Source organism: Pseudomonas sp. S150 (assembly GCF_004526365.1).
GTDB lineage: Bacteria > Pseudomonadota > Gammaproteobacteria > Pseudomonadales > Pseudomonadaceae > Aquipseudomonas > Aquipseudomonas putida_A.
This window is the reverse complement of the sequence record NZ_CP038207.1, coordinates 880,760-902,326: the sequence shown is the minus strand read 5'-3', so window position 1 is coordinate 902,326 and position 21,567 is coordinate 880,760. Positions and strand designations below refer to the sequence as shown.

General features: G+C 57.5%; 25 protein-coding genes, 2 tRNA genes and 1 pseudogene. 15 read left to right on the top strand and 13 right to left on the bottom strand.

All coding sequences use genetic code 11. The features are described 5' to 3' along the window. Positions 1-82 precede the first annotated feature (82 nt). A tRNA-Phe gene (locus E3Z29_RS04205) sits at positions 83-158 on the top strand. Between the two features lie 166 nt (positions 159-324). Then, positions 325-675, top strand: coding sequence for a hypothetical protein (locus tag E3Z29_RS04200; protein WP_098966739.1), 351 nt, complete (start codon positions 325-327; stop codon positions 673-675). A gap of 14 nt (positions 676-689) precedes the next feature. Here E3Z29_RS04200 and E3Z29_RS04195 read toward each other — a convergent pair whose 3' ends face one another. Together E3Z29_RS04195 and E3Z29_RS04190 are read right to left on the bottom strand one after the other, a co-directional pair. Further along, entirely contained in the window at positions 690-971 is a 282-nt protein-coding gene (locus tag E3Z29_RS04195; protein ID WP_098966737.1) for a YceK/YidQ family lipoprotein, read from the bottom strand. A 76-nt stretch (positions 972-1,047) separates the two neighbouring features. Then, positions 1,048-1,499, bottom strand: a pseudogene (locus E3Z29_RS04190) (carboxypeptidase regulatory-like domain-containing protein). Positions 1,500-1,760: 261 nt separating this feature from the next. Here E3Z29_RS04190 and E3Z29_RS04185 point away from each other — a divergent pair. From E3Z29_RS04185 to E3Z29_RS04170, 4 genes are all read left to right on the top strand, one after another. Then, complete coding sequence (locus E3Z29_RS04185; RefSeq protein ID WP_098966734.1) at positions 1,761-2,819, top strand: YhcG family protein; 1,059 nt, start codon at positions 1,761-1,763, stop codon at positions 2,817-2,819. Between the two features lie 68 nt (positions 2,820-2,887). Further along, a complete protein-coding gene (locus E3Z29_RS04180; protein WP_134785210.1) occupies positions 2,888-3,862 on the top strand; it encodes an alpha/beta fold hydrolase in 975 nt (324 codons plus the stop codon). 28 nt (positions 3,863-3,890) lie between these two features. After that, positions 3,891-4,304 (top strand): hypothetical protein, encoded by a 414-nt coding sequence (locus E3Z29_RS04175; protein WP_098966730.1) that lies wholly within the window; start codon positions 3,891-3,893, stop codon positions 4,302-4,304. Between the two features lie 6 nt (positions 4,305-4,310). Continuing rightward, positions 4,311-4,763, top strand: coding sequence for a hypothetical protein (locus tag E3Z29_RS04170; RefSeq protein WP_027611244.1), 453 nt, complete (start codon positions 4,311-4,313; stop codon positions 4,761-4,763). Positions 4,764-4,833: 70 nt separating this feature from the next. Here E3Z29_RS04170 and gabP read toward each other — a convergent pair whose 3' ends face one another. Beyond that, entirely contained in the window at positions 4,834-6,225 is a 1,392-nt protein-coding gene (gabP, locus tag E3Z29_RS04165; protein ID WP_096796704.1) for a GABA permease, read from the bottom strand. A 552-nt stretch (positions 6,226-6,777) separates the two neighbouring features. Between gabP and E3Z29_RS04160 the strand changes: the two genes are divergently transcribed. The 7 genes from E3Z29_RS04160 (at position 6,778) to E3Z29_RS04130 (ending at position 12,467) form a co-directional block, all read left to right on the top strand. Beyond that, positions 6,778-7,551, top strand: a complete 774-nt coding sequence (locus E3Z29_RS04160; protein ID WP_134785209.1) for an ABC transporter ATP-binding protein — start codon at positions 6,778-6,780, stop codon at positions 7,549-7,551. A gap of 13 nt (positions 7,552-7,564) precedes the next feature. Further along, positions 7,565-8,314 carry an ABC transporter substrate-binding protein gene (locus E3Z29_RS04155; protein WP_134785208.1) on the top strand — a complete coding sequence of 250 codons (750 nt, stop codon included), beginning with the start codon at positions 7,565-7,567 and terminating at the stop codon, positions 8,312-8,314. A 77-nt stretch (positions 8,315-8,391) separates the two neighbouring features. Further along, positions 8,392-9,087 (top strand): ABC transporter permease, encoded by a 696-nt coding sequence (locus E3Z29_RS04150; protein WP_007961693.1) that lies wholly within the window; start codon positions 8,392-8,394, stop codon positions 9,085-9,087. After that, entirely contained in the window at positions 9,084-9,773 is a 690-nt protein-coding gene (locus tag E3Z29_RS04145; protein ID WP_007961692.1) for an ABC transporter permease, read from the top strand. Before E3Z29_RS04150 ends, E3Z29_RS04145 begins: the two co-directional genes overlap by 4 nt. Continuing rightward, positions 9,754-10,989, top strand: coding sequence for a methyltransferase (locus E3Z29_RS04140; RefSeq protein WP_134785207.1), 1,236 nt, complete (start codon positions 9,754-9,756; stop codon positions 10,987-10,989). The genes E3Z29_RS04145 and E3Z29_RS04140 overlap by 20 nt, the downstream gene beginning before the upstream one ends. A 420-nt stretch (positions 10,990-11,409) precedes the next feature. Continuing rightward, positions 11,410-11,485: transfer RNA gene (locus tag E3Z29_RS04135), tRNA-Thr, on the top strand. 115 nt (positions 11,486-11,600) lie between these two features. After that, the gene (locus tag E3Z29_RS04130; protein ID WP_134785206.1) at positions 11,601-12,467 is read left to right on the top strand and encodes a hypothetical protein; all 867 of its coding nucleotides are present in this window, start codon (positions 11,601-11,603) and stop codon (positions 12,465-12,467) included. A gap of 299 nt (positions 12,468-12,766) precedes the next feature. Here the strand turns inward: E3Z29_RS04130 and E3Z29_RS04120 are convergent, their stop codons facing one another. Both E3Z29_RS04120 and E3Z29_RS04115 read right to left on the bottom strand, forming a co-directional pair. Next, on the bottom strand, positions 12,767-13,192 hold the full coding sequence (locus E3Z29_RS04120) for a type II toxin-antitoxin system HicB family antitoxin (protein WP_134785205.1): 426 nt from the start codon (positions 13,190-13,192) through the stop codon (positions 12,767-12,769). A gap of 30 nt (positions 13,193-13,222) precedes the next feature. Next, positions 13,223-13,378 carry a type II toxin-antitoxin system HicA family toxin gene (locus E3Z29_RS04115; RefSeq protein ID WP_256662070.1) on the bottom strand — a complete coding sequence of 52 codons (156 nt, stop codon included), beginning with the start codon at positions 13,376-13,378 and terminating at the stop codon, positions 13,223-13,225. Positions 13,379-13,874: 496 nt separating this feature from the next. Here E3Z29_RS04115 and E3Z29_RS04110 point away from each other — a divergent pair, with 496 nt between their 5' ends. Further along, the gene (locus tag E3Z29_RS04110; protein WP_134785204.1) at positions 13,875-14,150 is read left to right on the top strand and encodes a DUF3077 domain-containing protein; all 276 of its coding nucleotides are present in this window, start codon (positions 13,875-13,877) and stop codon (positions 14,148-14,150) included. Between the two features lie 51 nt (positions 14,151-14,201). Here the strand turns inward: E3Z29_RS04110 and E3Z29_RS04105 are convergent, their stop codons facing one another. Together E3Z29_RS04105 and E3Z29_RS04100 are read right to left on the bottom strand one after the other, a co-directional pair. Then, positions 14,202-14,882, bottom strand: a complete 681-nt coding sequence (locus E3Z29_RS04105) for an RES family NAD+ phosphorylase (RefSeq protein ID WP_134785203.1) — start codon at positions 14,880-14,882, stop codon at positions 14,202-14,204. Further along, entirely contained in the window at positions 14,879-15,289 is a 411-nt protein-coding gene (locus tag E3Z29_RS04100; RefSeq protein ID WP_134785202.1) for an MbcA/ParS/Xre antitoxin family protein, read from the bottom strand. Before E3Z29_RS04100 ends, E3Z29_RS04105 begins: the two co-directional genes overlap by 4 nt. A 737-nt stretch (positions 15,290-16,026) precedes the next feature. Between E3Z29_RS04100 and E3Z29_RS04095 the strand changes: the two genes are divergently transcribed. Then, positions 16,027-16,953, top strand: coding sequence for a LysR family transcriptional regulator (locus E3Z29_RS04095; protein WP_007961685.1), 927 nt, complete (start codon positions 16,027-16,029; stop codon positions 16,951-16,953). Here E3Z29_RS04095 and E3Z29_RS04090 read toward each other — a convergent pair. The 6 genes from E3Z29_RS04090 to E3Z29_RS04065 all read right to left on the bottom strand — a co-directional run bounded on the left by E3Z29_RS04090 (position 16,870) and on the right by E3Z29_RS04065 (position 21,565). Continuing rightward, on the bottom strand, positions 16,870-17,187 hold the full coding sequence (locus E3Z29_RS04090; RefSeq protein WP_003220702.1) for an AzlD domain-containing protein: 318 nt from the start codon (positions 17,185-17,187) through the stop codon (positions 16,870-16,872). The two genes, E3Z29_RS04095 and E3Z29_RS04090, sit on opposite strands and share 84 nt — an antisense overlap. Next, positions 17,166-17,882 (bottom strand): AzlC family ABC transporter permease, encoded by a 717-nt coding sequence (locus tag E3Z29_RS04085; RefSeq protein WP_003220701.1) that lies wholly within the window; start codon positions 17,880-17,882, stop codon positions 17,166-17,168. The genes E3Z29_RS04090 and E3Z29_RS04085 overlap by 22 nt, the downstream gene beginning before the upstream one ends. Continuing rightward, positions 17,879-18,256 (bottom strand): GNAT family N-acetyltransferase, encoded by a 378-nt coding sequence (locus tag E3Z29_RS04080; RefSeq protein WP_134787544.1) that lies wholly within the window; start codon positions 18,254-18,256, stop codon positions 17,879-17,881. The genes E3Z29_RS04085 and E3Z29_RS04080 overlap by 4 nt, the downstream gene beginning before the upstream one ends. A gap of 79 nt (positions 18,257-18,335) precedes the next feature. Continuing rightward, a complete protein-coding gene (locus E3Z29_RS04075) occupies positions 18,336-19,082 on the bottom strand; it encodes a 2OG-Fe dioxygenase family protein (protein ID WP_003220699.1) in 747 nt (248 codons plus the stop codon). A gap of 231 nt (positions 19,083-19,313) precedes the next feature. Continuing rightward, positions 19,314-20,600: an OprD family porin gene (locus tag E3Z29_RS04070; RefSeq protein ID WP_027611233.1), complete on the bottom strand. Its 1,287-nt coding sequence runs from the start codon at positions 20,598-20,600 to the stop codon at positions 19,314-19,316. Positions 20,601-20,896: 296 nt separating this feature from the next. Beyond that, positions 20,897-21,565 (bottom strand): DsbA family protein, encoded by a 669-nt coding sequence (locus E3Z29_RS04065; RefSeq protein WP_134785201.1) that lies wholly within the window; start codon positions 21,563-21,565, stop codon positions 20,897-20,899. Positions 21,566-21,567 lie beyond the last annotated feature (2 nt).

The following is a 21,567-nucleotide window of genomic DNA, read 5'->3' as shown; positions in this document are numbered from 1 at the left end:
ATCGTAAGCGACGGAATTAATTTAAGAAATTTTAAAAAAGTCGTTGACGTAAATCCGAAAAACCCTTTTAATGCGCCCCGTTGCCCAGATAGCTCAGTCGGTAGAGCAGGGGATTGAAAATCCCCGTGTCGGCGGTTCGATTCCGTCTCTGGGCACCAAATACCGAAAACCCTGAATCGCAAGATTCAGGGTTTTTTTATGCCTGCGATTTGATGGCGGCTCAATCCAGTCTTTTTTCTAGGCTGCGCAAATGCGCTACGGGTTTCGAACAAAGGCGATCCGCGCTACTTTGGCCGCACCTTATGGAAGAGGGTCATCCGCCCGATGAACCAGAAAAGAACCCGCATCCCCCTGCCCCATCCGCCACCCTATCGCCAGAGTCGCATTGCATTCTGGCTGACGGTACTGGTCGGCGTATTGATCGCCTTCCTCATCGCCGCGTCGACTTATCTGATCATCCACAGCTTGATCAGCGGCTCCATCACCACATGGAACCGCTCCGGTCCACGCCACACCTACACCCTTGCGCTGCAACCGCGAATGTTCTGGTTCGAGATCGTGTCGCAATGCATCGGCACCGTATTCCTGATAGCCGTCGGCTGGATCGGACTATGGATTCACCGAATGGCGCAAGAACCCACTGACAAGCAGAAGGGCAAGCGTACGCGGGGGTAAATGACGGTTGGCCCTCAGAGGGTGTTGACGTAGTCGACCGGCAACAAAACCGTGTCGAGCGCAGCGTCTACCGGCAGCGATACCACGGTAATCACCGGGCAAACGATCATCATGTAGCAGATGACCGCGGAGGGCATGCCGTCTCCCCCTCTCACGCCAAGCAAGTGCAGGTTGCCATCGACACCTTTGTAGTACGGCTCTGCAGAATCACCGTTCAGGCGCCCCATCATCGTTCCACAACCAGCCAACAGCAAAACCAGGCTCACCGCTGAGCCAATACGCACAATCCCTTTCAAACCAGCACTTCCTTGCATCACAGAAACATAAGGCGCGGGATTGTACCCGCGCCTCGACTTTCAATTGAACCCAACACTATCCAGCGTCATTCCAGTGGAACACCAGATTGCGGGCAGCGCCGCTGCCAATGTCTGTCTTATCGCGCCGTGTTTCGCCATTGCGCGTGGCGACCACCGTGTACTCACCGGGTGGTAGTTGCACGTAAACCAGCGGACCCGTTTGGGTGAGAGTCAGTACGGTTTGCCCCGGTGACTTTTTGAATCATCACATCGACATCAGCGGTGTACTGGTCTTGCGCCCCCACCGCGAACGTCATGTGCAGGTTGTAACCGGTGGATTGTTGAATGGCTTTTGCCTCATCAACGCCAATCCCCGCCGGACAAGTAGTTGATGCCGTTTTGCTGCTGTTGTTGAGCCTGTACGCCTGCGCTGTCGACGGGCTCAAGGCTGGCCGCCTGCAGCATCGCCGGAAAAGCCAATACAGCGACCGCAGCGACTGGCAGCATGAATGAAAGAATGCGCTTCATAATCTCTACTCCCGGACTCTTTTAGAGCCCAACCGTGACTCCTTATTTGATCCAGCCAGGGAAGCACGCGTTTTAGATTGATTGGAACTTGGCCTGTGTACGAAATGGACTACAGACCATCACTCACTGAAACACCTTTTGCCGGCAACGTCCTGCAATACCCATCCCTTCTTCCTGCCGCCTATACAGGGCTCGCCCGACATCGCCGAGCGGCGAATCCCGGCATGCTTTGCGTCTGTTTCCACTGATGCGGAAGACTCGATGAGCCAAGTAAAACCTACTGATGCGCAAGACCCGAAAATCGATTCATTGCTGGGGGATTTGGGCGAACTGATTCGCCAGGCGCGGCAAAAAGTGCTGCGTGCGGTTGATACGATTCAAGTCCAGACCTGTTGGCAGATCGGCCGGCATATTGTCGAGTTTGAACAGCAAGGGGCGCAGCGGGCGGGGTATGGCAAGCAGTTGCTGGCCTTGTTGGCGAAGGATCTGACGGCGCAGTTCGGGAAGGGGTTTGATGCTTCCAACCTGCGCTATATGCGCCTCTTTTATCAGGCATTTCCAATTCGTGACGCACTGCGTCACGAATTGAGCTGGACCCACTATCGGCGGCTTTTGGGCGTCACCAGTGAAAAGGCTCGCCATTGGTACATGGAAGAATCTGCCAATCTGAACTGGTCCAGTCGCGCCCTTGATCGACAGATCAATACGCTTTACTACGAGCGACTGCTGATGAGTCGAGACAAAGCCGATGTGATCGAAGAGGCCACCACCCACATTGAAGCCATGAAACCCCATCCTCGGGAATTCATTCGCGACCCCGTCATACTCGAGTTTCTTGGGCTGCCGTCGGCCGGCAAGGTCAGGGAGAGCCGTCTTGAACAGGCCCTCATCGACCATCTGCAGGGGTTTCTCCTGGAGCTGGGTAAAGGCTTTTCCTTTGTCGCTCGGCAACAACGCATCAGTACCGATGGTGACGATCTGTACATCGATCTGGTGTTCTACAACTACCTGCTCAAATGCTTCGTGATCATTGACCTCAAGCGCGGCAAGCTCAGCGCCGGAGATGTCGGACAGATGGACATGTATGTACGCATGTACGACGAACTCAAGCGCAACGAGGGCGACAAGCCGACAGTCGGGATCATTCTGTGTGCAGAAAGCAATGATTCGGTCGCGCGTTACTCGATGCTCAAGGGCAATGAGCAACTGTTCGCCAGCAGTTACAAGACGATTCTGCCGAGTGAGGAAGAATTACGCGCAGAACTCAATCGGGAACAGGCCTTGATCGAAGAACGCCTGCTCATTCAATCGACTGAATAAACCTTCTGGATTGTTGCCGGGCGGCGCCGAGACTATCGTTGGCAACTTACCCGCAAAGGTGGAAAGCCATGACCTGTCAGGACACGCCCGCGATGCAGGATATGCAGTCAAGGTTGCCAATTTTGACCGCGGCGCAAGGTGAACCCTTCACGGAAGCCGCCGAGGATGACTTTGCCCTTGGCGGCTTCACCTGGCGCCATGCCCTGCCCGACATCCAGCGCCCGGTAGTCATCATCAACGCCGCCACCTCGGTACGCTGCCGACACTATTCACGCTTCGCCGATTACCTGTTCGCCAATGGCTTCGACGTGATCACCTACGACTACCGAGGCATCGGCGAATCGCGTCCGGCAACCCTGAAAGGCCTTGAGGCTTCATGGACCGACTGGGGCGCGCTGGATTTCGAGGCGATGCTCAAACGCGCGCAACGGGAGTTTCCCGGCCAGCCAATCGATGTGGTCGGCCATAGCTTCGGCGGTTGCGCGGCTGGGCTCGGCGAGTCCGGGCAGGTCATTCGTCGACTGGTGACGGTCGGCGCGCAGTTCGCTTACTGGCGCGACTATGCGCCGGCACAGCGCTGGCGCATGTTTGGTAAATGGCATTTGCTGATGCCGCTGCTGACGCGGCTCTGTGGCTATTTCCCGGGCAAACGCCTCGACTGGCTGGAGGACACGCCAACAGGCGTCGTACGCGACTGGAGCACGCCTGCCGCGCGCTACGAGCAGCGTCCGAGCGGCCGCCGACTGCTGAGGGCAAGCGGTCGCCTGCCCTTCGCCAACGTCCGCGCACACACCCTGGCGGTCAGCATCAGCGACGACCCATACGGCACGATCCCGGCCATCGAACGCCTGCTCGGCTACTTCAGTCATGCGCACAAAACCCACTTGCGCATCGAGCCGCAGGACATCGGCGAACAACAAGTCGGACATTTCGCCTTTTTTCGTAGCGCATACCAAGCCACACTATGGCCCATCGCTCTGACCTGGCTGCAAACCGGCGAGCTGGCCCCCGACACACCCGGGCGGCCAGTGCCGCGCAGCTGAGCCCTTCCAACGCACGACGGAACACACCATGGCCTCCGCCAACAAGCAGCAAAAACGCGCCGCCCGGGCCAAGACCAAGGCCAAGCAAAACCGCAGCAAACGCGCCGAGGCGCCGGTCGAACTGGACCCGAACGATGACCGTATCGACTTCGAGTCGGTGGACCTGACCGAGCTGTTTAAGAGAATGATCGACGCCGAGAAGATCAGCCAGCAAGCCATGTGCACCGCATTCCTGGAAGATCCGCTGCTGGAGCTGGTTTACGAGCAGGAAGGCGAAGAAGGCGCGATGGACTTCATCCTCGCCGCGCTGATCGAGTATCGCCAGTGGTCCCAGGAAACCGACGAAGCCGGCGCCCTGGCGTGGATCGAATCCCCGGCCTTCCAGGCCGACTATGTGGCGGCGTCCGACGCGATTGCCGCACAAACCCAACAGAAGAACTGAGTTCCCATGGCATCCCTGAACAAGCAACAGAAACGCGCCAAACGCGCCAAGGCCAAAGCCAAGCACATCCGCATGGTCGGCCGTAAGCCGCTGGACCAGGACGACAACCTCGGGCATCTGGACGAGCCGATCCCGGAATACACCCTCGCAATGTTCAGCAAAATGCGCGACGCCGAAGCCGTCAGCCGCAACGAAATGCTGCTGACCCTGCTGCGCGAACTGGCGTTCATCATCGTTGACCATCCAGAGCTGCTGGACATGGAAAATGCCGAGAACGAAGGCATGGCCGCCACTCACCTGGCCGCCGACATGCTGATCGACTACCGCATGTGGGCCGACGGCATGGACATCGAAACCGCCCAGGCCTGGCTGACCGAGCCACAGTTCATCACCGATTTCGGGATTGCGCTGGATACTTACGGCAAGTCGCTGGACACCCAGGAAGACAAGGGCGAATAAACCCCGCGCACAAACAAAAACGGCCGCTCGTCATCACTGACAGCGGCCGTTTTGCATTACGCGTTACGGATCAGTTCAACACCACCGCGCCACGGTTTTCCAGCTTGCGGCGGCGCGCGACCAGCAGGCCGGCGGCGACTACCATGAGGCTCAGCAGGCCGGTTGCGAGGATTTCCACGCGGTGGGCTTCCTGGAACAGCATGATGGTCAGGGCCGCGACGATGAAGATGATCACCGCGTAGGTCAGGCCCGGGAACAGCCACATGCTGAAGACGATGTTCTCGCCGCGGGCCATGCGTTGTTTACGCATGCGCAGTTGCGAGAACGCGATCACCAGGTACACCAGCAGCGCGATGGCGCCAGAGCTGGCCAGCAGGAATTCGAACACGGCAGCCGGGGCCACATAGTTGGCGAAGGTGCAGAGGAACGCCGCGCCGGTCGACAGCATGACAGCCCAGTAAGGCGTACCGCTTTTGTTGACCCGAGTCGACATCGCCGGTGCGTCACCGCGCTTGCCGAGGGAGAACAGCATGCGCGACGAGGTGTACAGCGCCGAGTTCAGGCAACTGGTGACCGCGACCAGCACTACGATGTCGACGATCATTTTCGCGTTCGGAATGCCCATGCGCTCAAGCACGGTCTGGTAGGAACCGAGGTTGGCCAGCGTAGGATCGTTCCATGGCACCAGGGCCACAACGATGAAGATCGATACGAGGTAGAACAGGCCGATCCGCCAGATCACCGAGTTGGTGGCCTTGGAAATCTGCTTGCCCGGGTTCTTCGATTCCGCAGCCGCGATGGTCACGATTTCGGTACCCATGAACGAGAACATGGTGGTCAGGATTGCACCCAGCACCGCGCCCATGCCGTTTGGCAGGAAGCCGCCGGAATCAAACAGGTGCGAAACACCGCTGACCTGGCTGTTCGGCAGGAAGCCGAAAACGGCCGCAAGACCCAGCGCGATGAAGCCGATGATCGCCAGGACTTTGATCAAGGCAAACCAGAATTCGAATTCACCGTAGTTTTTCACGCTGAACAGGTTGGTGACCGTCAGCAGCATGGTGATGATCAGTGCAAACGCCCAGATCTCGATCCCCGGGAACCAGGCATGGAGAATGGTCGCGGCGGCGTTGGCTTCCAGTGGAATCACCAACACCCAGAACCACCAGTACAACCAGCCGATGGTGAAACCGGCCCAGTGCCCGATGGCACGGTCGGCGTATGTCGAGAACGAGCCGGTGTCGGGCGAGGCGACAGCCATCTCACCGAGCATGCGCATCACCAGCACCACCAGGGTACCGGCGGCGGCGTAGGCCAGCAGCACGGCGGGGCCGGCGGCAGCGATCGCGTGGCCGGAGCCAACGAACAGACCTGCGCCGATAACACCGGCGATCGACAACATGGTCACATGACGCGGTTTGAGCCCCTGTTCGAGGCCATTGGAGCTTGGGGTACTGCTCATCGGAACTACCTTTGCGAGGAAAGCGATTGCGTCCGTCCTGTCTGGTTTTCCTTCTCGTAAAAAGAAACCAACAGGGCGTTCCAGATTCTGCACGCAATAAATGCGCCAAAATGTTTCAAACTCTTCTGGGCCGCGGTTTTCAGCGAGACCGGACAGTCATCGCAAGTCATTGGAATGAATGGCAATTCGCCAGAGCGTTACCCTGCGACTCACTTTTCAGACGATTCAGCGCACCAGAAACACACTGAAAAAGTGTGGGATGCACAATAAAAGGGCGATTCAGGAACGTTCGGCCGGATAGCGCTTCCAACACCCCGCCAAAGCTGGCAACATCGCGCCTTTTTTTACGCGACGCCCACGGGTTTGCACGATCAAACACCCGTTCGGTTGTTGATGGGGCGACAGTCTGCTGTGCCGATGCGACAACCTGCCACACGCCATCCGCTTACCGCCCGTAGCGCTGTTGGCTGCCATTGAAACGCTATGCTAGCTTGGCCGCCTCGCCAGGAAGGCCCGCCAACAGCAGGAGCGCAACATATATGAGGAACGCACATGGCTGAGGCCACGCCCGCGCTTGAAATCCGCAACTTGCACAAACGCTACGGACAGCTTGAGGTGCTCAAAGGCATCTCGCTGACCGCCCGCGACGGCGATGTGATCTCGATCCTCGGTTCCTCCGGTTCCGGCAAGTCCACGTTCCTGCGTTGCATCAACCTGTTGGAAAACCCGCACCAGGGTCAGATTCTGGTGGCCGGGGAAGAACTCAAGCTCAAGCCCGCCAAGAATGGCGAACTGGTTGCCGCTGATGGCAAACAGATCAATCGCCTGCGTTCCGAGATAGGTTTTGTATTTCAAAACTTTAATCTGTGGCCGCACATGAGTGTGCTCGACAACATCATCGAGTCCCCGCGCCGCGTGCTCGGCCAGAGCAAGGCCGAGGCGATCGAAGTCGCCGAAGCGCTGCTGGCCAAGGTCGGTATCGCCGACAAGCGTCACGCCTACCCGGCGCAACTGTCCGGCGGTCAGCAACAACGCGCGGCGATCGCCCGCACGCTGGCGATGCAGCCGAAGGTGATTCTGTTCGACGAGCCCACCTCCGCCCTTGACCCGGAAATGGTTCAGGAAGTACTTAGTGTCATCCGCGCACTGGCCGAAGAAGGCCGCACCATGCTGTTGGTGACCCACGAAATGGGCTTTGCCCGTCAGGTCTCCAGCGAAGTGGTGTTCCTCCACCAGGGGCTGGTGGAAGAGCAAGGATCGCCTCAGCAGGTGTTCGAAAACCCGCTTTCGGCGCGCTGCAAACAATTCATGTCCAGCAACCGCTAACGGAGCAACATGCATGCAGAATTTTAAAAAGGTCTTCCTGGCCGCCGCCGTCACCCTCGCGTTCAGCGCCGGAGCCATGGCCGAGACCCTGAAGATGGGCATCGAAGCGGCGTACCCGCCGTTCAACAACAAAGACGCCAGCGGCAACGTGGTCGGCTTCGACAAAGACATCGGCGACGCCCTGTGCGCCAAGATGAAAGTCGAGTGCAGCGTGGTTACCTCCGACTGGGACGGCATCATCCCCGCGCTGAACGCCAAGAAGTTCGACTTCCTGGTCTCCTCGCTGTCGATAACCGAAGAGCGCAAGGGCGCGGTGGACTTCACTGACCCGTACTACTCGAACAAGCTGCAGTTCATCGCGCAGAAAGATAAAGAGTTCAAAACCGACAAGGATTCACTCAAAGGCAAGATCATCGGCACGCAGCGCGCCACCCTCGCCGGCACCTGGCTCGAGGACACTTACGGTAGCGATATCGAAGTAAAACTCTACGACACCCAGGAAAACGCCTACCTGGACCTGACCTCCGGTCGTGTCGACGCGATCCTCGCCGACAAGTACGCCAACTATGACTGGCTGAAAACCGACGCCGGCAAGAACTACGAGTTCAAGGGCGACCCTGTCGTGGAAAGCGACAAGATCGGCATCGCCGTGCGTAAAGGCGATCCGCTGCGTGAGAAGCTGAACGCCGCGCTGAAGGAAATCGTCGCCGACGGTACCTACAAGAAGATCAACGACAAGTACTTTCCGTTCAGCATCTATTGATCTGACCTGCGGGACCGGCGCCGTGATCCGACGGCGCCGGCTCCCGGCCTTGCCTGCCGCGATTTGAAAAGAAATCCATGATTATCGACCTCTACGGATTCGGCCCGGCCCTCGCCGCCGGTGCGCTGATGACCGTCAAACTGGCGCTGACGGCCCTGTGCCTGGGACTGGTGCTCGGTCTGCTCGGCGCCTTGGCCAAGACTTCCCCGTACAAGCCGCTGCAATGGCTTGGCGGCACTTATTCGACGCTGGTGCGTGGCGTCCCGGAATTGCTCTGGGTGCTGTTGATCTACTTCGGTACGGTCAACCTGATGCGCAGCCTCGGTGAGTTTTTCGGCAATCCCGATCTGCAACTCAGCGCCTTCGCCGCCGGCGTGATCGCGCTGGGCCTGTGCTTCGGCGCCTACGCCACGGAAGTGTTCCGCGGCGCGATCCTCGCCATTCCCAAGGGCCATCGTGAAGCGGGTGTGGCGCTGGGCCTGTCGAAATGGCGGATCTTCACCAAGCTGATCATGCCGCAGATGTGGCGCATCGCCCTGCCCGGCCTGGGCAACCTGTTCATGATCCTGATGAAGGACACCGCGCTGGTGTCGGTGATCGGCCTGGAAGAAATCATGCGTCACGCACAGATCGGCGTGACCGTGTCGAAACAACCGTTCACCTTCTATCTGGTGGCGGCAGTCATGTATCTGGGCCTCACCGTGCTGGCGATGACCGGCATGCACTTCCTGGAAAAACGCGCCGCTCGCGGCTTTGCGAGGAGCGCTTCATGAACTGGGAAGTGATCATCAAATGGCTGCCAAAACTGGCGCAGGGCGCGACCCTGACCTTGGAGCTGGTGGCGATTGCCGTGATTGCCGGCCTGTTGCTGGCCATTCCGCTGGGCATCGCCCGCTCCTCGAAGCTGTGGTACGTGCGCGCTTTGCCCTACGCCTACATCTTCTTTTTCCGTGGCACGCCGCTGCTGGTGCAACTGTTCCTCGTCTATTACGGCCTGGCGCAGTTCGATGCAGTGCGTAACAGCGCGCTGTGGCCTTACCTGCGCGATCCGTTCTGGTGTACTACCGCGACCATGACCCTGCACACGGCGGCGTACATCGCCGAAATTCTGCGCGGCGCGATCCAGGCGATTCCGCCCGGCGAAATCGAGGCGGCGCGGGCATTGGGCATGTCCAAACCCAAGGCAATGTTCTACATCATGCTGCCGCGAGCGGCGCGCATCGGCCTGCCGGCCTACAGCAATGAAGTGATCCTGATGCTCAAGGCCAGCGCGCTGGCGAGTACCGTGACCCTGCTGGAACTGACCGGCATGGCCCGCACGATCATTGCCCGCACCTACCTGCCGGTGGAAATCTTCTTCGCCGCCGGCGTGTTCTATCTGCTGATGTCCTACGTGCTGGTGCGCGGCTTCAAGCTGCTGGAGCGCTGGCTGCGCGTCGATGCCTGCCAAGGGCGTTGAAACTTCCCACGTGTTGACGGGCGAGACCCTACTCGCCCGCTTCACCGCGCTGGATGCCTTTTTGCTTGAGCATCAGGCGCTGTGGAAACCTCGTCCATTCACTCATCGTTCGCTTCCATGGGAAACCGCCTACCCCGAGTTGGCTTTGTGGCTGCGTGGGCGATCGCTGGAAGATGCAGAGCGTGCGCATAACCATCCTGCCGATCTCGCCGATGCCCCGGAGCCGTTTGCCTCATTGGCGGCATTGTCGGCTGAGCTGAGCGCGGTCGGTGAGTTGCCGGAGCATGCGCTGGAAACCCCAGGTCACCGATTGAATGTCGATGTGCCGGGGCGCAAGTGGCAGCAGATCGAGGCGTTCGCCAGTCGCTTGTCTTTTGCCTCGCAGCCGACGCACTGGCTGGACTGGTGTTCCGGCAAGGGGCATTTGGGCCGACGCCTGCTGGGTGCCGGGCAACAGCTGACCTGTGTTGAATACGATCCGGCGTTGGTCGCCAGCGGTCAGGCATTAAGTCAGCGCCATCATTTGCACGCCCTGCATGTCGAGCAGGATGTGCTGGCGGCAGACGCAGCAAGCGTTATAAGTGCTCAGCACACCCCGGTCGCCCTGCATGCCTGCGGCGATCTGCATGTGCGCTTGATGCAACTGGCGAGCGCGGCCGGATGTCAGCAGATGGCCATCGCCCCGTGCTGTTACAACCGGATTGATCGCAGCGAGTATCAGGCCTTGTCCTGCGCCGGCATGCGATCCGCCCTACAACTCTCGCTTGAAGATCTGGCACTGCCCATGAGCGAAACCGTCACCGCCGGTGCAAGAGTCCGACGTCAGCGCGACACCTCCATGGCCCGACGTTTGGCCTTTGATCTGCTGCAACGACAAGTGCGCGGAGTAGACGAATACCTGCCCACCCCGTCCCTGCCCAGCGCCTGGCTGGAAAAAACCTTCGCCGATTACTGCCGCGATCTGGCTGCATTGAAGGAGTTGTCCACAATCGGCACGCCGAACTGGCAGGCACTGGAAGCTGCCGGTTGGCAGCGATTGGCCGAAGTTCGCAACCTGGAATTACTTCGCGGATTGTTCCGACGACCACTGGAGCTTTGGCTGAATCTTGATCGAGCCATTTTCCTCGCCGAACAGGGATACGTCGTACGACTCGGCACCTTCTGCGACGCACCGCTGACTCCGCGTAATTTCCTGCTGTTGGCCGAGCGCGCTTGAAATCTTTACAGCCTGTGGATAACTCTGTTGATGGTTTTCCCGTGGATCCAATATCCACGGCCATTGCATGACAAAAACAGCATTGGTCATTTTTTGTTCATATAGATAAAAAACCGGTAAAACAGGGCTTTGCGCACAAAATGAGAACGTGTCCACAAAATCCCCTGCAATGCAGCCGTAGCGCCCATCCGTTGTGCATAAGCTTCCAATCAAAAGGACATAAACGGGTGAAATGGGTGCTTGAACGGTGCAGAAATCCTGCCCTCACGCTCATTCTGGCTTGATCGCGTAGCACCTCGGTTTTGCGGCTAAAAACTCGGCGACACCGCTCACGCCAAGCCTGATCCAGCGCCTGCGTAAAAATAGTCTGAATTCAGGGGTTTACAGAACCAACCCAATCGCTATAATCGTCGCCCACACGCCGGTATAGCTCAGTTGGTAGAGCAACTGACTTGTAATCAGTAGGTCCCGGGTTCGACTCCTGGTGCCGGCACCATACAAAACAAAGGCTCGCAGCAATGCGGGCCTTTTGTTTATCTGGAATACGTAACAAGCCACGTAACAAGCTGACGAAAGACCCAATTGCGCTTCAGGATGAAGGAGTGTTTGCTTTGAACTGGCGATTCCTAGACTGGAAGTTTCTGGTTACTTTTTCTGTATCCATTCTCGGCGTCGTGGTGCCAGTGGTCTGGCAGTCTGATCCTTCTTCGAAGGGGATGGAGCTTCGGGTTAATTCCATTACCTCCCTCGAGCCAGCATCCCAAATCCATGATCTTCAGTTGGTACTTGATGGGAAGAGGATTGAGTCCCCCTATTCCTCGACTGTTGAGCTGATTAATACCGGCTCCAAAGCAGTGCTGACCAAAGATTTCGACAAACCCATCGAAATCAATCTCGAGGATGGTGCGAAAGTCATCACAGCACGAATCACTCGCACCGCCCCCAGCGATATACCAGTGGAGATATCTACGACGGAGAACGCCGTGCGCATCGCACCGCACCTCTCAAACTCCGGTGACTCGATCTCACTAAATATAATCACTTCGGGTAAAAAGCCCGTTTATAGCGTACGTGCGCGGATAGCAGGGATCCCACACCTTACCTACACAGATCTCACCCTGCCTAAATCGCCATACGTTCGATATCTCAAACCTGGAGTTCAAGGTTTATGCGCATGGGGACTGTTCTGTTTGAGCATCCTGTTCGTAGCTGCTTGGCTAAGCCCTAAGGTTTTTGGGATACCGAGAGCGATATCTGCTTTTGTCTTTTTTACCTCTTACATCAGCGGGACGCAGCTGGTGGCGTTAATGATTGATGGACTCGAGATGCAGAATCGCTGGGTACTGCTAACGACGATCTTGATAACGGCAGTACTTCTAGGCATGGCTTTCTCTACTTATTTAGCTCTGCGTTGGGATCGACTGCACTCTCAATGGAATACGACATCTAGCAAGGAGGGACGGTTTAAGTGGCCGTGAGTAAGGTGAAATAAGGGCCAGACCACGTTTCGAGCTGAGACTGTGGTCTGACTCTATTTTTCCCCGCCTTATTTTGCTCGTGTCACCACGGAGCTTAGGTCGACGAAAACGCTTTGAGAAACCCCGGCCTTCCTTAGCTCTTCAGTGGCCGCCGAGAGCGGCAGCAGCGTTACGCGCGAGGCCTTTCCAGCCTTCATCTGACGTACAGATTCCATCAAGTCCGTCTGAAATCGCTCTAGCTCATTTGCCATGCCTTTTCTTCGCCTTCAGCTATTTTCTCCAACGCTCGCTTGCTGAACTTATGCAGCTTGAACCGAAAGCGAAATCCGCCTTCCAAGTTGCTGCAACGCACGCTCAACATTCTCGATTTTGGAGTGATGCAGGAAATCTACCAGGCGATCGACCTGAGGCCGTTGTACGCGGAGACGACGTGCCAACTCGGCCTTGCTTAAACCTGACTCCAAAAGCGTATTCCACAGAGCAACCTTTGCTGCAGTCAGCGCAGGCAGACGCAATACGACGCCACTTGCCTGTTCTCCTGCCTGCCCGGTCGGAATCAACCGGCGATCATCAACGTATATCGAGAGCGCCGTCTCGATTGCATCAATGGCGGTGTCCAACGCTTGCTCGAGGGTGTCGCCAACGGCGTGCATCTCAGGAATTTCTGCGCAGGTCAGCCAGACACTGCCCGGCTCTTCGTGAACTTCCAACGCATATTCGAACATCACACTTCCTCAGATGGGTACAGCCGGGTCTCAATCCTTGAGGCCCAGCTGCTTGATTATCGATTTTCTCAACCCTTCGCCCATTTCCTTGGCTCCATGGTCGGGAAACACAGTTGATTTGCCATTCAAGGAAACCTTGAAGTGACCGCCCTTGCCGGTTTGAAACTCAACGCCTTGGGCTTTCAACTATCGCCGAAACTCGCTGTACTTCATGTGCATCACTCGCCGTTTCGGTAAAGCGAATGTGCAACATATTTGCTGCGAGCGCAACATAAGTGTTGCACTACACAGAGATGGCAACGGCCACCACCTGGCCACGATTGCGCACCCGTCCTCCGCAAGCTACCGTCAAACCCGTCGCTGCCAATTCAGCGACCGGGCCTGAGAACCCGCGTAAGATACAGGCGCACCAGCGCCCAAAATCACGATTGCCGGCGCTTTTTTGTGTCCGCACTCACGTGTAATGGCGGCTGTGCGTGGGAGACCTTCGGGTCTGCCGGGTTCCTGTATCTCCGGTTTCTCAGCCTGCGCATAGCTGCCACCCTTTCGCCTGAGAACGAAAATGGCGGCTCTCATTTGATACAGGGAGTTCACAAATGAATGCCATCGATCCATCCTTAATCCGCCGCGCTGCCACACCGGTCACCTCACACCACGCCTTACGTACGGCAGGTGAAGCGAAATGACCGACTACCTCGATTTGAAAACACCAGGCCTTACGCACTTTTCCTTCCAGGCCAATCAAGCGCTGTTCCGCACCAATCGTGGTGTTCCAGTGATGGCCGCCCTCTCGCACGCCTCACACTTGCTTCACATTTCCAAGTTACTGACTGCAGATTCCACAGTTTCTCGCGATCCTGACCTTCACGCTTACGCCTCGCAGTATCTGCAGGAGTTGAGCAAGGCGCTGATTGACGATGTGGTGAAAGTTCTGGATGCGCCAACAGCAAGCCGTTGACGTAAACCGCCAAAAGAAAGCCCTCGCCATACCGCGAGGGCTTCTTGTGTTTCAAACCTGACTGATCTCAAACACAAACGAAATCCTGCGTTGACTCGCACTCCACACATAACGCAGATGTTTGCCCTGCTTCGGAATCGATACCGCTGGCGGGCGGAACGCAGCAACACATTCGTGCCCCGTTAGGCGAACACTGTTGTAGAGCATCCCCCACGATTCAGACTCACGCAGTTGTCGGGCAAACGCCTGGGATGGGCCATAGGCGTCTGGATCGGGTTGATGCAAATCGGGAAAGTCATCACGAACATCATGCACCGGCTTAACCACACGATTGACGTAAGTACGCATGGTCAACTCAAGATCCGCTTCGTTGGTGGCCGCGAGGAAGCGTTCCTGGTGATAGCAGGTTTCGGCGATGGCCGCGGCCTGGCTGCTGGCGGCGTAGTAGACGCCGAAGGTGCCATCGGTGAAGCGACTGCTTTTGCCGATGTGGGTGAACGCCGCCATCACCGGAGTTGAACCGGGGCCGGAGAGCCGGTCTTCGGGGCGCACGCGGGCGAGGACGCCGGCCTGTTCGATCAGGCGATCGTTGGTCAGTGCTTCCAGCGCGTAGGCGATTTCCAGGTCTTCGGGGTCGAGCACGTCTTCGAACAACGCAATCGGCGGGAAGCTGCTGTTGACGATCCGGTAGGCCTTCGGCCATTGCGGCTCAGCCAGCGGCGGGGCCTTCAACCGCGCACCCCGTCGAGGTAGCGGCGCACGTCGGCGATATCGACCACCCTCCCGGCCAGCATGTAATCCAGCGCCGTTCGACCATTGAATGGTGCAGCCGTGTTGGGGCTGCTGACCCACGTGTAGGCGCGCTCGCTGCTGTTGCTGAAGATGATGCTCAAGGCCTTGTGAATGCCCATCAGATACGAGATGCGCTCCAGCGTGTCGTGCGGCAGGCGAATGTTTGGCGGCAGGTGTTTGTACTTGTAGAACGTGGTGTTGCCGACGCCGCCCAGCAAAGTGCGCTGCTGTTCGGCGTTGCAACCCCAGCGCTCCATGAGGTTGAAGAAAAACTTCAGCGCGACGCGCCCGGCTTCGGGGACGTCGAGTTGTTCACGCGGGGTGAGGGCTGGGGATGAGGTAGGCATGATTGTCCTTCTTCGCAGGTCCGCAAGCTGAGCGTAGTACAGATATGAATATTTTCAATGAAATTATTCGTATACGAATAAACGCCTGAGAATCCCAAGTTGACACGTTAATGTCCCGTGGCAGAGGATCTGCCTCAAGAGCGCGAAACCGACTGCCATCAGGTGGCGATAGTCGGTGTTAGGAACCCCGTTGATGACCTGAAAATCAGCGCTCGGGTGAGACCTCTTCCCCCGTTCAAGGGAGCAAAAAGCCGACAACAATGTCGGTTTTTTTGCCTGTTTTACTTGAGCATTTCGCTTGCCTGGTCGGAGTGCTGGCGAACTTTCCCTATGTGCATTCACATGCGGACGCTCTTCAGCGCCCCGTAAATGGCAGCTCCAGAGTCGCAACAACCCGGTGGCGAAGAAATTGGAAAGCCTCCCTGATGCTAAGGGCACTCGCGCTCATAGCTGAAAAATATCCGCATATGTCGCCGGGGAAATTACAGGAGCCATAAGCCGTTTTTCCTCGAAAAACCCGCCCTGCGCACCAAAACCACGCACTTTTCTTGACCCCAATCACCCCCACGTCATCAAAAATCCCGATCCTGTGTCAGCTTCCAGCCATCGGCGGGGACATCAATTCGCTACTAAACCCGCGACAACTATGCTCAGGTGCTGGAATATAGCCAGCATATGACGCCGGATCGGCAGTCTCGTAAACAACAATACCCAGCCCACTTCAGAGGGCATTACCCATGGATAGCAGAACCTTACGCAACCTCATGCGCATCGTGCAGACCGGCTCGTTGTCGGCCGCAGCCGAGCATTCGTGCCTGACTGTGCAGGCCTTGGCCGCGCAGTTGAACAAGGTCGAAGAGCAGTTCGGTTTCCGCTTGTTTCGACGTTCCAACAAAGGGCTGACGCTGACGCCGCAAGGCACGGAGCTGACGCCCTACATGGACAAAGTGCTGATTGCCACGCGACAGATGGAAGAAAAGGTCGAGGCGCTCAAGGTACCCGGCCAGCGCACATTGAAGGTTGCGTTGAACAACACGTTGTCGTCTGACTTCAACCGGCGAATGATCGGACGCCTGATTGAGGTGTTTCCCGATTACCAGATGGAATTCAGCTACGCCGAGTCGATGGAAAACCTCAGCAAGCTGAAGAATGAGGACTTTGACCTCGCGGTGCTGATCGGCCCGCAGCGGCCGGGTTTGCCGAGCATTGTTTTGCCGGATGTGCAGGTGCAGGTGGTCGGTGCCCATTGCGGGCAGGAAAACGATCCACTGACGTTGCTGGGCAACAAGTTTCAGGTGCGTCCTGCGGAAGATTGTCCGTATTCCCACAGTTTCCTGCGTTTTCTCGACGCCGGACTGGGCAATCACGAGAACGGTCAACGCATGGTCTATTCCTGCAGCGAAACCCTGACCCTGTCGCTGATCACGCAGATGGACGCGGTGGGCATGGTGTCTCGTGAGGCCGCGCAAAAGAACGGCCTGACGATTTTCCCCGGATTCGAGGATTTCCTCGAAGTGCGTCTGGCGGTGAACAACCCGAACCTGTCGGGGCAGGCCCTGAATGACGTGGTCGATCTGCCGCTACATGAACGAGCCGAGCGCAATGTACGCAGCCGTCCCAACCGCCACACTGAGAAAGAGGTTTTTGCTGAAATACGCACATAACAACGTCGGAATGGCTGCATAAAATTCCGGGCGATCGAGCTGTAGGTGCTGATCCTTGATCAACAAGGGTGTCAGGCTGATCGCAGCGACGATCGCCACCGGCAGGTATTCCAGCGCCCGCGCAACGAACGGCGGCCAGTGCTCGGTGTTGACTTGCAGCGGCAGCGCGCGTGGCAGGAAGGTCACGGCCATCATCAGCGCGACCACCAGAATCAGGAACGTTTGGTCAGGCATACACCCACTCCGCAGCCCACGAACGTGGCGATGAAAACGTTGAACGGCGAAGTACCGACCAGGCTCAGCGCGCCCATGCAGGCGACGGCAGCTGCTGCGGCGATGAGTTTGTTGCGGGTGTTGCACAGCGACACCAGCACGTAGAGCATCATCGCGGTCAGTGCGTAGTCGAGCTGATATTTGATCAGGTGCGATGCATATTGCGCGCAGACAGCGCCCAACAATCCGCCCAGCACCCAAGAGGTGTGGCAGAACAGGTTGAAGCCGATCAGGTAACGAATGTTGACCGGCGCGCCGGTGCCCAGTTTGACGCTGTGGAACGCGAAGGACTCGTCGGTCAGGCCACCGGCGTAAGCCCAGCGCTCCATGCGGCTGAGCCCCAATGCGCGCAAGGCCTTGGCCATGTACACCGACATCAGCATGTGCCGCGCATTGATCAGGAAGGTGGTCAGCACGATGGTGGTCAGCGAAGCGCCGCTGGAGATCAGCGCCAGTGCGGCGAATTGCGAAGCGCCGGCGTAGACGAACAAGCACATCGCCACCGGCAGCCACATCGGCAGCCCGGCGTTGACCGCCATCAGCCCGAACACGAACGACACCGTGAAGTAACCGGCCACCACCGGGCTGGCTTCGGCAAACGTGCGCGATGGCTGATGAGCAGCCATCAGCGGCGCACTGCCGGACGTTTCATTCATAGATCCCTCTCAAATGTCCGCTCGCCGTGGGGTTCGCAAAAACCCTGGGAAGTCCAGAATCGCTTGCCCGCGAGGTTAGCATCGTCGACGAACAGAAACATCCGTAATACACCGACCCGTTTCATGTCGGATGACGCCGCTTCCACCAACCGCTGGCCGACGCCCTGACTGCGATAGCGTGGGCTGACCGCCAAGTGGTTGATGGTGCCGCGACTACCGAGCATGCCGCCGAGCACCGCACCGACGATTTCGCCTTCGACGTCGAAGGCCAGATAGGCCGTGGTGGTCTTCTGGATCAATACACCGCGCAGGCATTTGGCGTCCTGCCATTCGCAGAACGACACTTCGTCGAACTGCCGGAAGAAGCGCTCCATGCGCTGCGCGTCCTTGGCGGTGGCGCGTCGCAGCACCACCGGCGTCGAGCACTCGACGCCATCGATTGGGGTGATCTGATTAGCGAACAATGTCGAAAGCGGTCCCGGGCCGCGAGAAGGAAATCGCCAGAATCTGCCGGTACGCCATGGCATGCGTGTGGGTGTTGCGCGCCGGAGTCACGTAATGGCGCATGTCGCGATCAAGGAAGTACGTGGTGTCGAGGATTTCCTTGTAGGTGGTCGACGCCAGTTGATGCTCGTGAACATCGTACAAACGGCTTTCCGCGCCCTCGACGTTGTTGCGCCCCCAGAAGTGCACACCACTGAACGGATAGCCGTCGCAGTGAATCCCTTCCGGGGTGATTTCCAGTTGCTTGCCGGGTTTGATCTCGATGCGGATCTGATGAATCTGGCACTGCCAAATCTCATCGTGCAATTCTTCCGGCAACACGCTTTTGTACACTTCAAAATCGGTGTCGATCAGGCTGCGCATTACCGGCGAAGTGATCACTTCATCAGAGAAGTCCTGAAAGTGCCGCACAACACCGCCCACGTAGGCGTTGTTCTCTTTCGACTGCACGTACGCGCGATGCTCGAGTTGCTTCAATTCACGTGTTTTCGGGTTGTACTCGAAGTCGCTGTAACGACGGTAACGCATGCCGGCTTCGGCCTGACCGTAATAACTGTCTGGCTCCATGTTTTCCCAACTTTTGGTCAGTCTGACGAAGTCGGCAAAATGACCGTAGAGATTGAAGTCACCACCCTGGACGTTGACATATTTGTCGCGCCGTAGCGATTCGCCCACTTCTCTGTTCAAAACGATCATTACCAAATTCTCCGCTGTGTTGAGCGGCCTAATCTATTAGGTGGAGAATTTGCGTCCATGAGAAAGAATTTCAGGCATTTAAAGCCCTGCTTGAAACGGTACTTGAAGACGCTTCAAAACAACTTTTACGTGACAAAAACACGGGTTTTTTACGGTTTTTGCGAAAAAGACGTCGAAAAAAAACCCCGAGCCAGTCGGGGTTTTCTCATGTTTCTTACACCGGATCGTTCATCAGAAGATGTTGATCGGGTAGTCCACGAACACACGCACTTCGTTGCCGCTGCTGTTGTAGTCGGCGGATTTCTGCGACACGCGCAGAATCGAGCTGCGCAGTTTCACGCTAAGGTCTTTCGCCGGACCGCTTTGCACGACGTATTTGACCTGGTTGAAGATCTCACGCTCGGTGCCGCCACTGCTGGTGTCGGTGGTGATGTTGTCGCCACGCACGTAAGCAAAGTTGTAGCTCAGGCCAGGTACGCCAAAGGCACCGAAGTCCAGGCCGTAGCCCAGTTGCCAGCTGCGCTCGTCTTCAGCGTTGAAGTCCGACCAGTACGAGTTGGCCAGGTAAATGGTGTTGCCACCGTCGCCCTGACGACGACCATCGTTCTGATAACCGCCGTACGGATAACCCAGATTGCTGTCACCGGTACTGCGCTGGTGCGCCACGGTGAACGAGTGCGGGCCGGTGGCGAATGTGGCCGCCAGGCTCCAGATCTTGTTGTCCTGGCCGCCGGTGTTCTTGATGTCGGCATAGGACTTGTCGAGCTTGGTGCGATAGCCGTTGAAGTCCAGGGTCAGGGACTGATCCTTGTCGATCGGGAACACGTAGTTGGCGTTCACGTACTGCTTCTTCATGACGTCTTCAACGTCGGAAGCGTACAACGCCGCCTTGAACTGTTCGGTGAACTGGTAGCTACCGCCCAACACGTTGATCGACTTCAGACCACCGCTGTCACGGCCTTCAGCGCTTTTACGCGATTCGGCGGTGAAACGACCGGCGTCCAGTTGCAGGCCTTTGATCTCTTTGGAGGTTATCAAGGTACCGGTGTAGCTTTCCGGCAGCAGACGCGAGTTGTCGTAGTTCAGCACCGGCAGGGCCGGCATCTGGTCGCCGTAGGTCAGCACGGTGTTGGACACGCGGAATTTGACCGCAGCGCCACCCTTGGACAGGTCGTCAGCCGCATTGCCGCTGTCACCCTGTTTGAAGAAGTCGATACCACCGGCGCCGCTGCGGCCCTTGCCGCCATCCAGACGCAGTGCGTAAAGACCGAAAGCATCGACACCCACACCCACGGTGCCTTGGGTGAAGCCGGAAGAGAACGTACCGATGGCCGCCTGGCCCCACTCGGCTTTGTCCGGGTTACCATCTTTGTAATCACGATTGATATAGGCATTGCGCAGCAGCACTTTGAGGCTGCTGTCTTCTACAAAACCCTTGGATTCGGCTTGGCCGTCAGCCATTGCCGAAGTGGCACTCAACATCCCCAGTGCGATCAGACTGATTCGCTTGTTCAACATTTTGTTTTCCTTATTACGGGTTGAAACGCGCTGTGTCGAACGGCTGAAACGGCGCTATTGCACTCTTTTTTCACCCCGAAACAAAAAGACCCGCCCACGGCAAAACCGTGTCGGGCCCTTTTATTATTTTTGAGTCATGGCGGTTGGCCACAGGCGTTGGGCCGAATCGTAGCCGCGCCCTCAATAATGTGTCAATTTCAAGAATCGTCTTTAAATAGGTAAAAATCGTCTAAGAATCATAAATTTTGCGATAGCGTATTGCTCGGAAATGCGCTCAGCCAGTGAATCCAGTGCGATTACGCGCAACCGTCGAGACCGCATTGCGCGGGGGATTGCCCCGACTCAACAGTGACAACCGCTTGCCCCAACCAGTCGGCGAAGGCCTGCGGTTTGCCAAGCCAGGGGCTGATGTCGATCAAGGTGAATTGCCCGTCCCGCTCCAGCGCCAATGTCGGAAATCCCTGGCCACCCAGTTGTGCCAAGAGTTCTCGGCTGGCTTTTACATGCGCTGTCGTATCAACGGATTTAAACGCAGCCGCGAAGATGTCACGGGTGTAGCCCAACTCACGGGCGAGTTCGAACAGTACGGATTCATCGGCAATCCGCCGTCCTTCCACGTAATGCGCCGTCTGCAAACGTCCGAGCATCTGCAAACCGCGACCGTCGATGGACTCTGCCGCCATCACCGCCGCAATCGGCGGCGTCGAATCGAAAACCGCCGATTGATCACGCAGCAGACCTTCGAAATACGCTTCGCCAAAGGGTTGTCCGGTGTATTCGGCAATGCGCCGGTCGTGGGGCATGACGTAATCACGCAGTTGCGGCGAAACGCGCTGGCGATTCGCGCCGCTCATCATTCCGCCCGCATGGGCGACGACCGGCAGTACTTGCTGCGCCGCTTGCACCAACGGTTTGGCGCCATAGCACCAGCCGCACAATGGGTCGTAGATGTAATGAAGGATCATGG

Coding starts and splice junctions, on each gene's coding strand:
- E3Z29_RS04200 (WP_098966739.1), top strand. CDS start 325: ATGAACCAGAAAAGAACCCGCATCCCCCTGCCCCATCCGCCACCCTAT.
- E3Z29_RS04185 (WP_098966734.1), top strand. CDS start 1,761: ATGAGCCAAGTAAAACCTACTGATGCGCAAGACCCGAAAATCGATTCA.
- E3Z29_RS04180 (WP_134785210.1), top strand. CDS start 2,888: ATGACCTGTCAGGACACGCCCGCGATGCAGGATATGCAGTCAAGGTTG.
- E3Z29_RS04175 (WP_098966730.1), top strand. CDS start 3,891: ATGGCCTCCGCCAACAAGCAGCAAAAACGCGCCGCCCGGGCCAAGACC.
- E3Z29_RS04170 (WP_027611244.1), top strand. CDS start 4,311: ATGGCATCCCTGAACAAGCAACAGAAACGCGCCAAACGCGCCAAGGCC.
- gabP (WP_096796704.1), bottom strand. CDS start 6,225: ATGAGCAGTACCCCAAGCTCCAATGGCCTCGAACAGGGGCTCAAACCG.
- E3Z29_RS04160 (WP_134785209.1), top strand. CDS start 6,778: ATGGCTGAGGCCACGCCCGCGCTTGAAATCCGCAACTTGCACAAACGC.
- E3Z29_RS04155 (WP_134785208.1), top strand. CDS start 7,565: ATGCAGAATTTTAAAAAGGTCTTCCTGGCCGCCGCCGTCACCCTCGCG.
- E3Z29_RS04150 (WP_007961693.1), top strand. CDS start 8,392: ATGATTATCGACCTCTACGGATTCGGCCCGGCCCTCGCCGCCGGTGCG.
- E3Z29_RS04145 (WP_007961692.1), top strand. CDS start 9,084: ATGAACTGGGAAGTGATCATCAAATGGCTGCCAAAACTGGCGCAGGGC.
- E3Z29_RS04140 (WP_134785207.1), top strand. CDS start 9,754: ATGCCTGCCAAGGGCGTTGAAACTTCCCACGTGTTGACGGGCGAGACC.
- E3Z29_RS04120 (WP_134785205.1), bottom strand. CDS start 13,192: ATGTTCGAATATGCGTTGGAAGTTCACGAAGAGCCGGGCAGTGTCTGG.
- E3Z29_RS04110 (WP_134785204.1), top strand. CDS start 13,875: ATGACCGACTACCTCGATTTGAAAACACCAGGCCTTACGCACTTTTCC.
- E3Z29_RS04100 (WP_134785202.1), bottom strand. CDS start 15,289: ATGCCTACCTCATCCCCAGCCCTCACCCCGCGTGAACAACTCGACGTC.
- E3Z29_RS04095 (WP_007961685.1), top strand. CDS start 16,027: ATGGATAGCAGAACCTTACGCAACCTCATGCGCATCGTGCAGACCGGC.
- E3Z29_RS04090 (WP_003220702.1), bottom strand. CDS start 17,187: ATGCCTGACCAAACGTTCCTGATTCTGGTGGTCGCGCTGATGATGGCC.
- E3Z29_RS04085 (WP_003220701.1), bottom strand. CDS start 17,882: ATGAATGAAACGTCCGGCAGTGCGCCGCTGATGGCTGCTCATCAGCCA.
- E3Z29_RS04080 (WP_134787544.1), bottom strand. CDS start 18,256: ATGGAGCGCTTCTTCCGGCAGTTCGACGAAGTGTCGTTCTGCGAATGG.
- E3Z29_RS04075 (WP_003220699.1), bottom strand. CDS start 19,082: ATGATCGTTTTGAACAGAGAAGTGGGCGAATCGCTACGGCGCGACAAA.
- E3Z29_RS04070 (WP_027611233.1), bottom strand. CDS start 20,600: ATGTTGAACAAGCGAATCAGTCTGATCGCACTGGGGATGTTGAGTGCC.
- E3Z29_RS04065 (WP_134785201.1), bottom strand. CDS start 21,565: ATGATCCTTCATTACATCTACGACCCATTGTGCGGCTGGTGCTATGGC.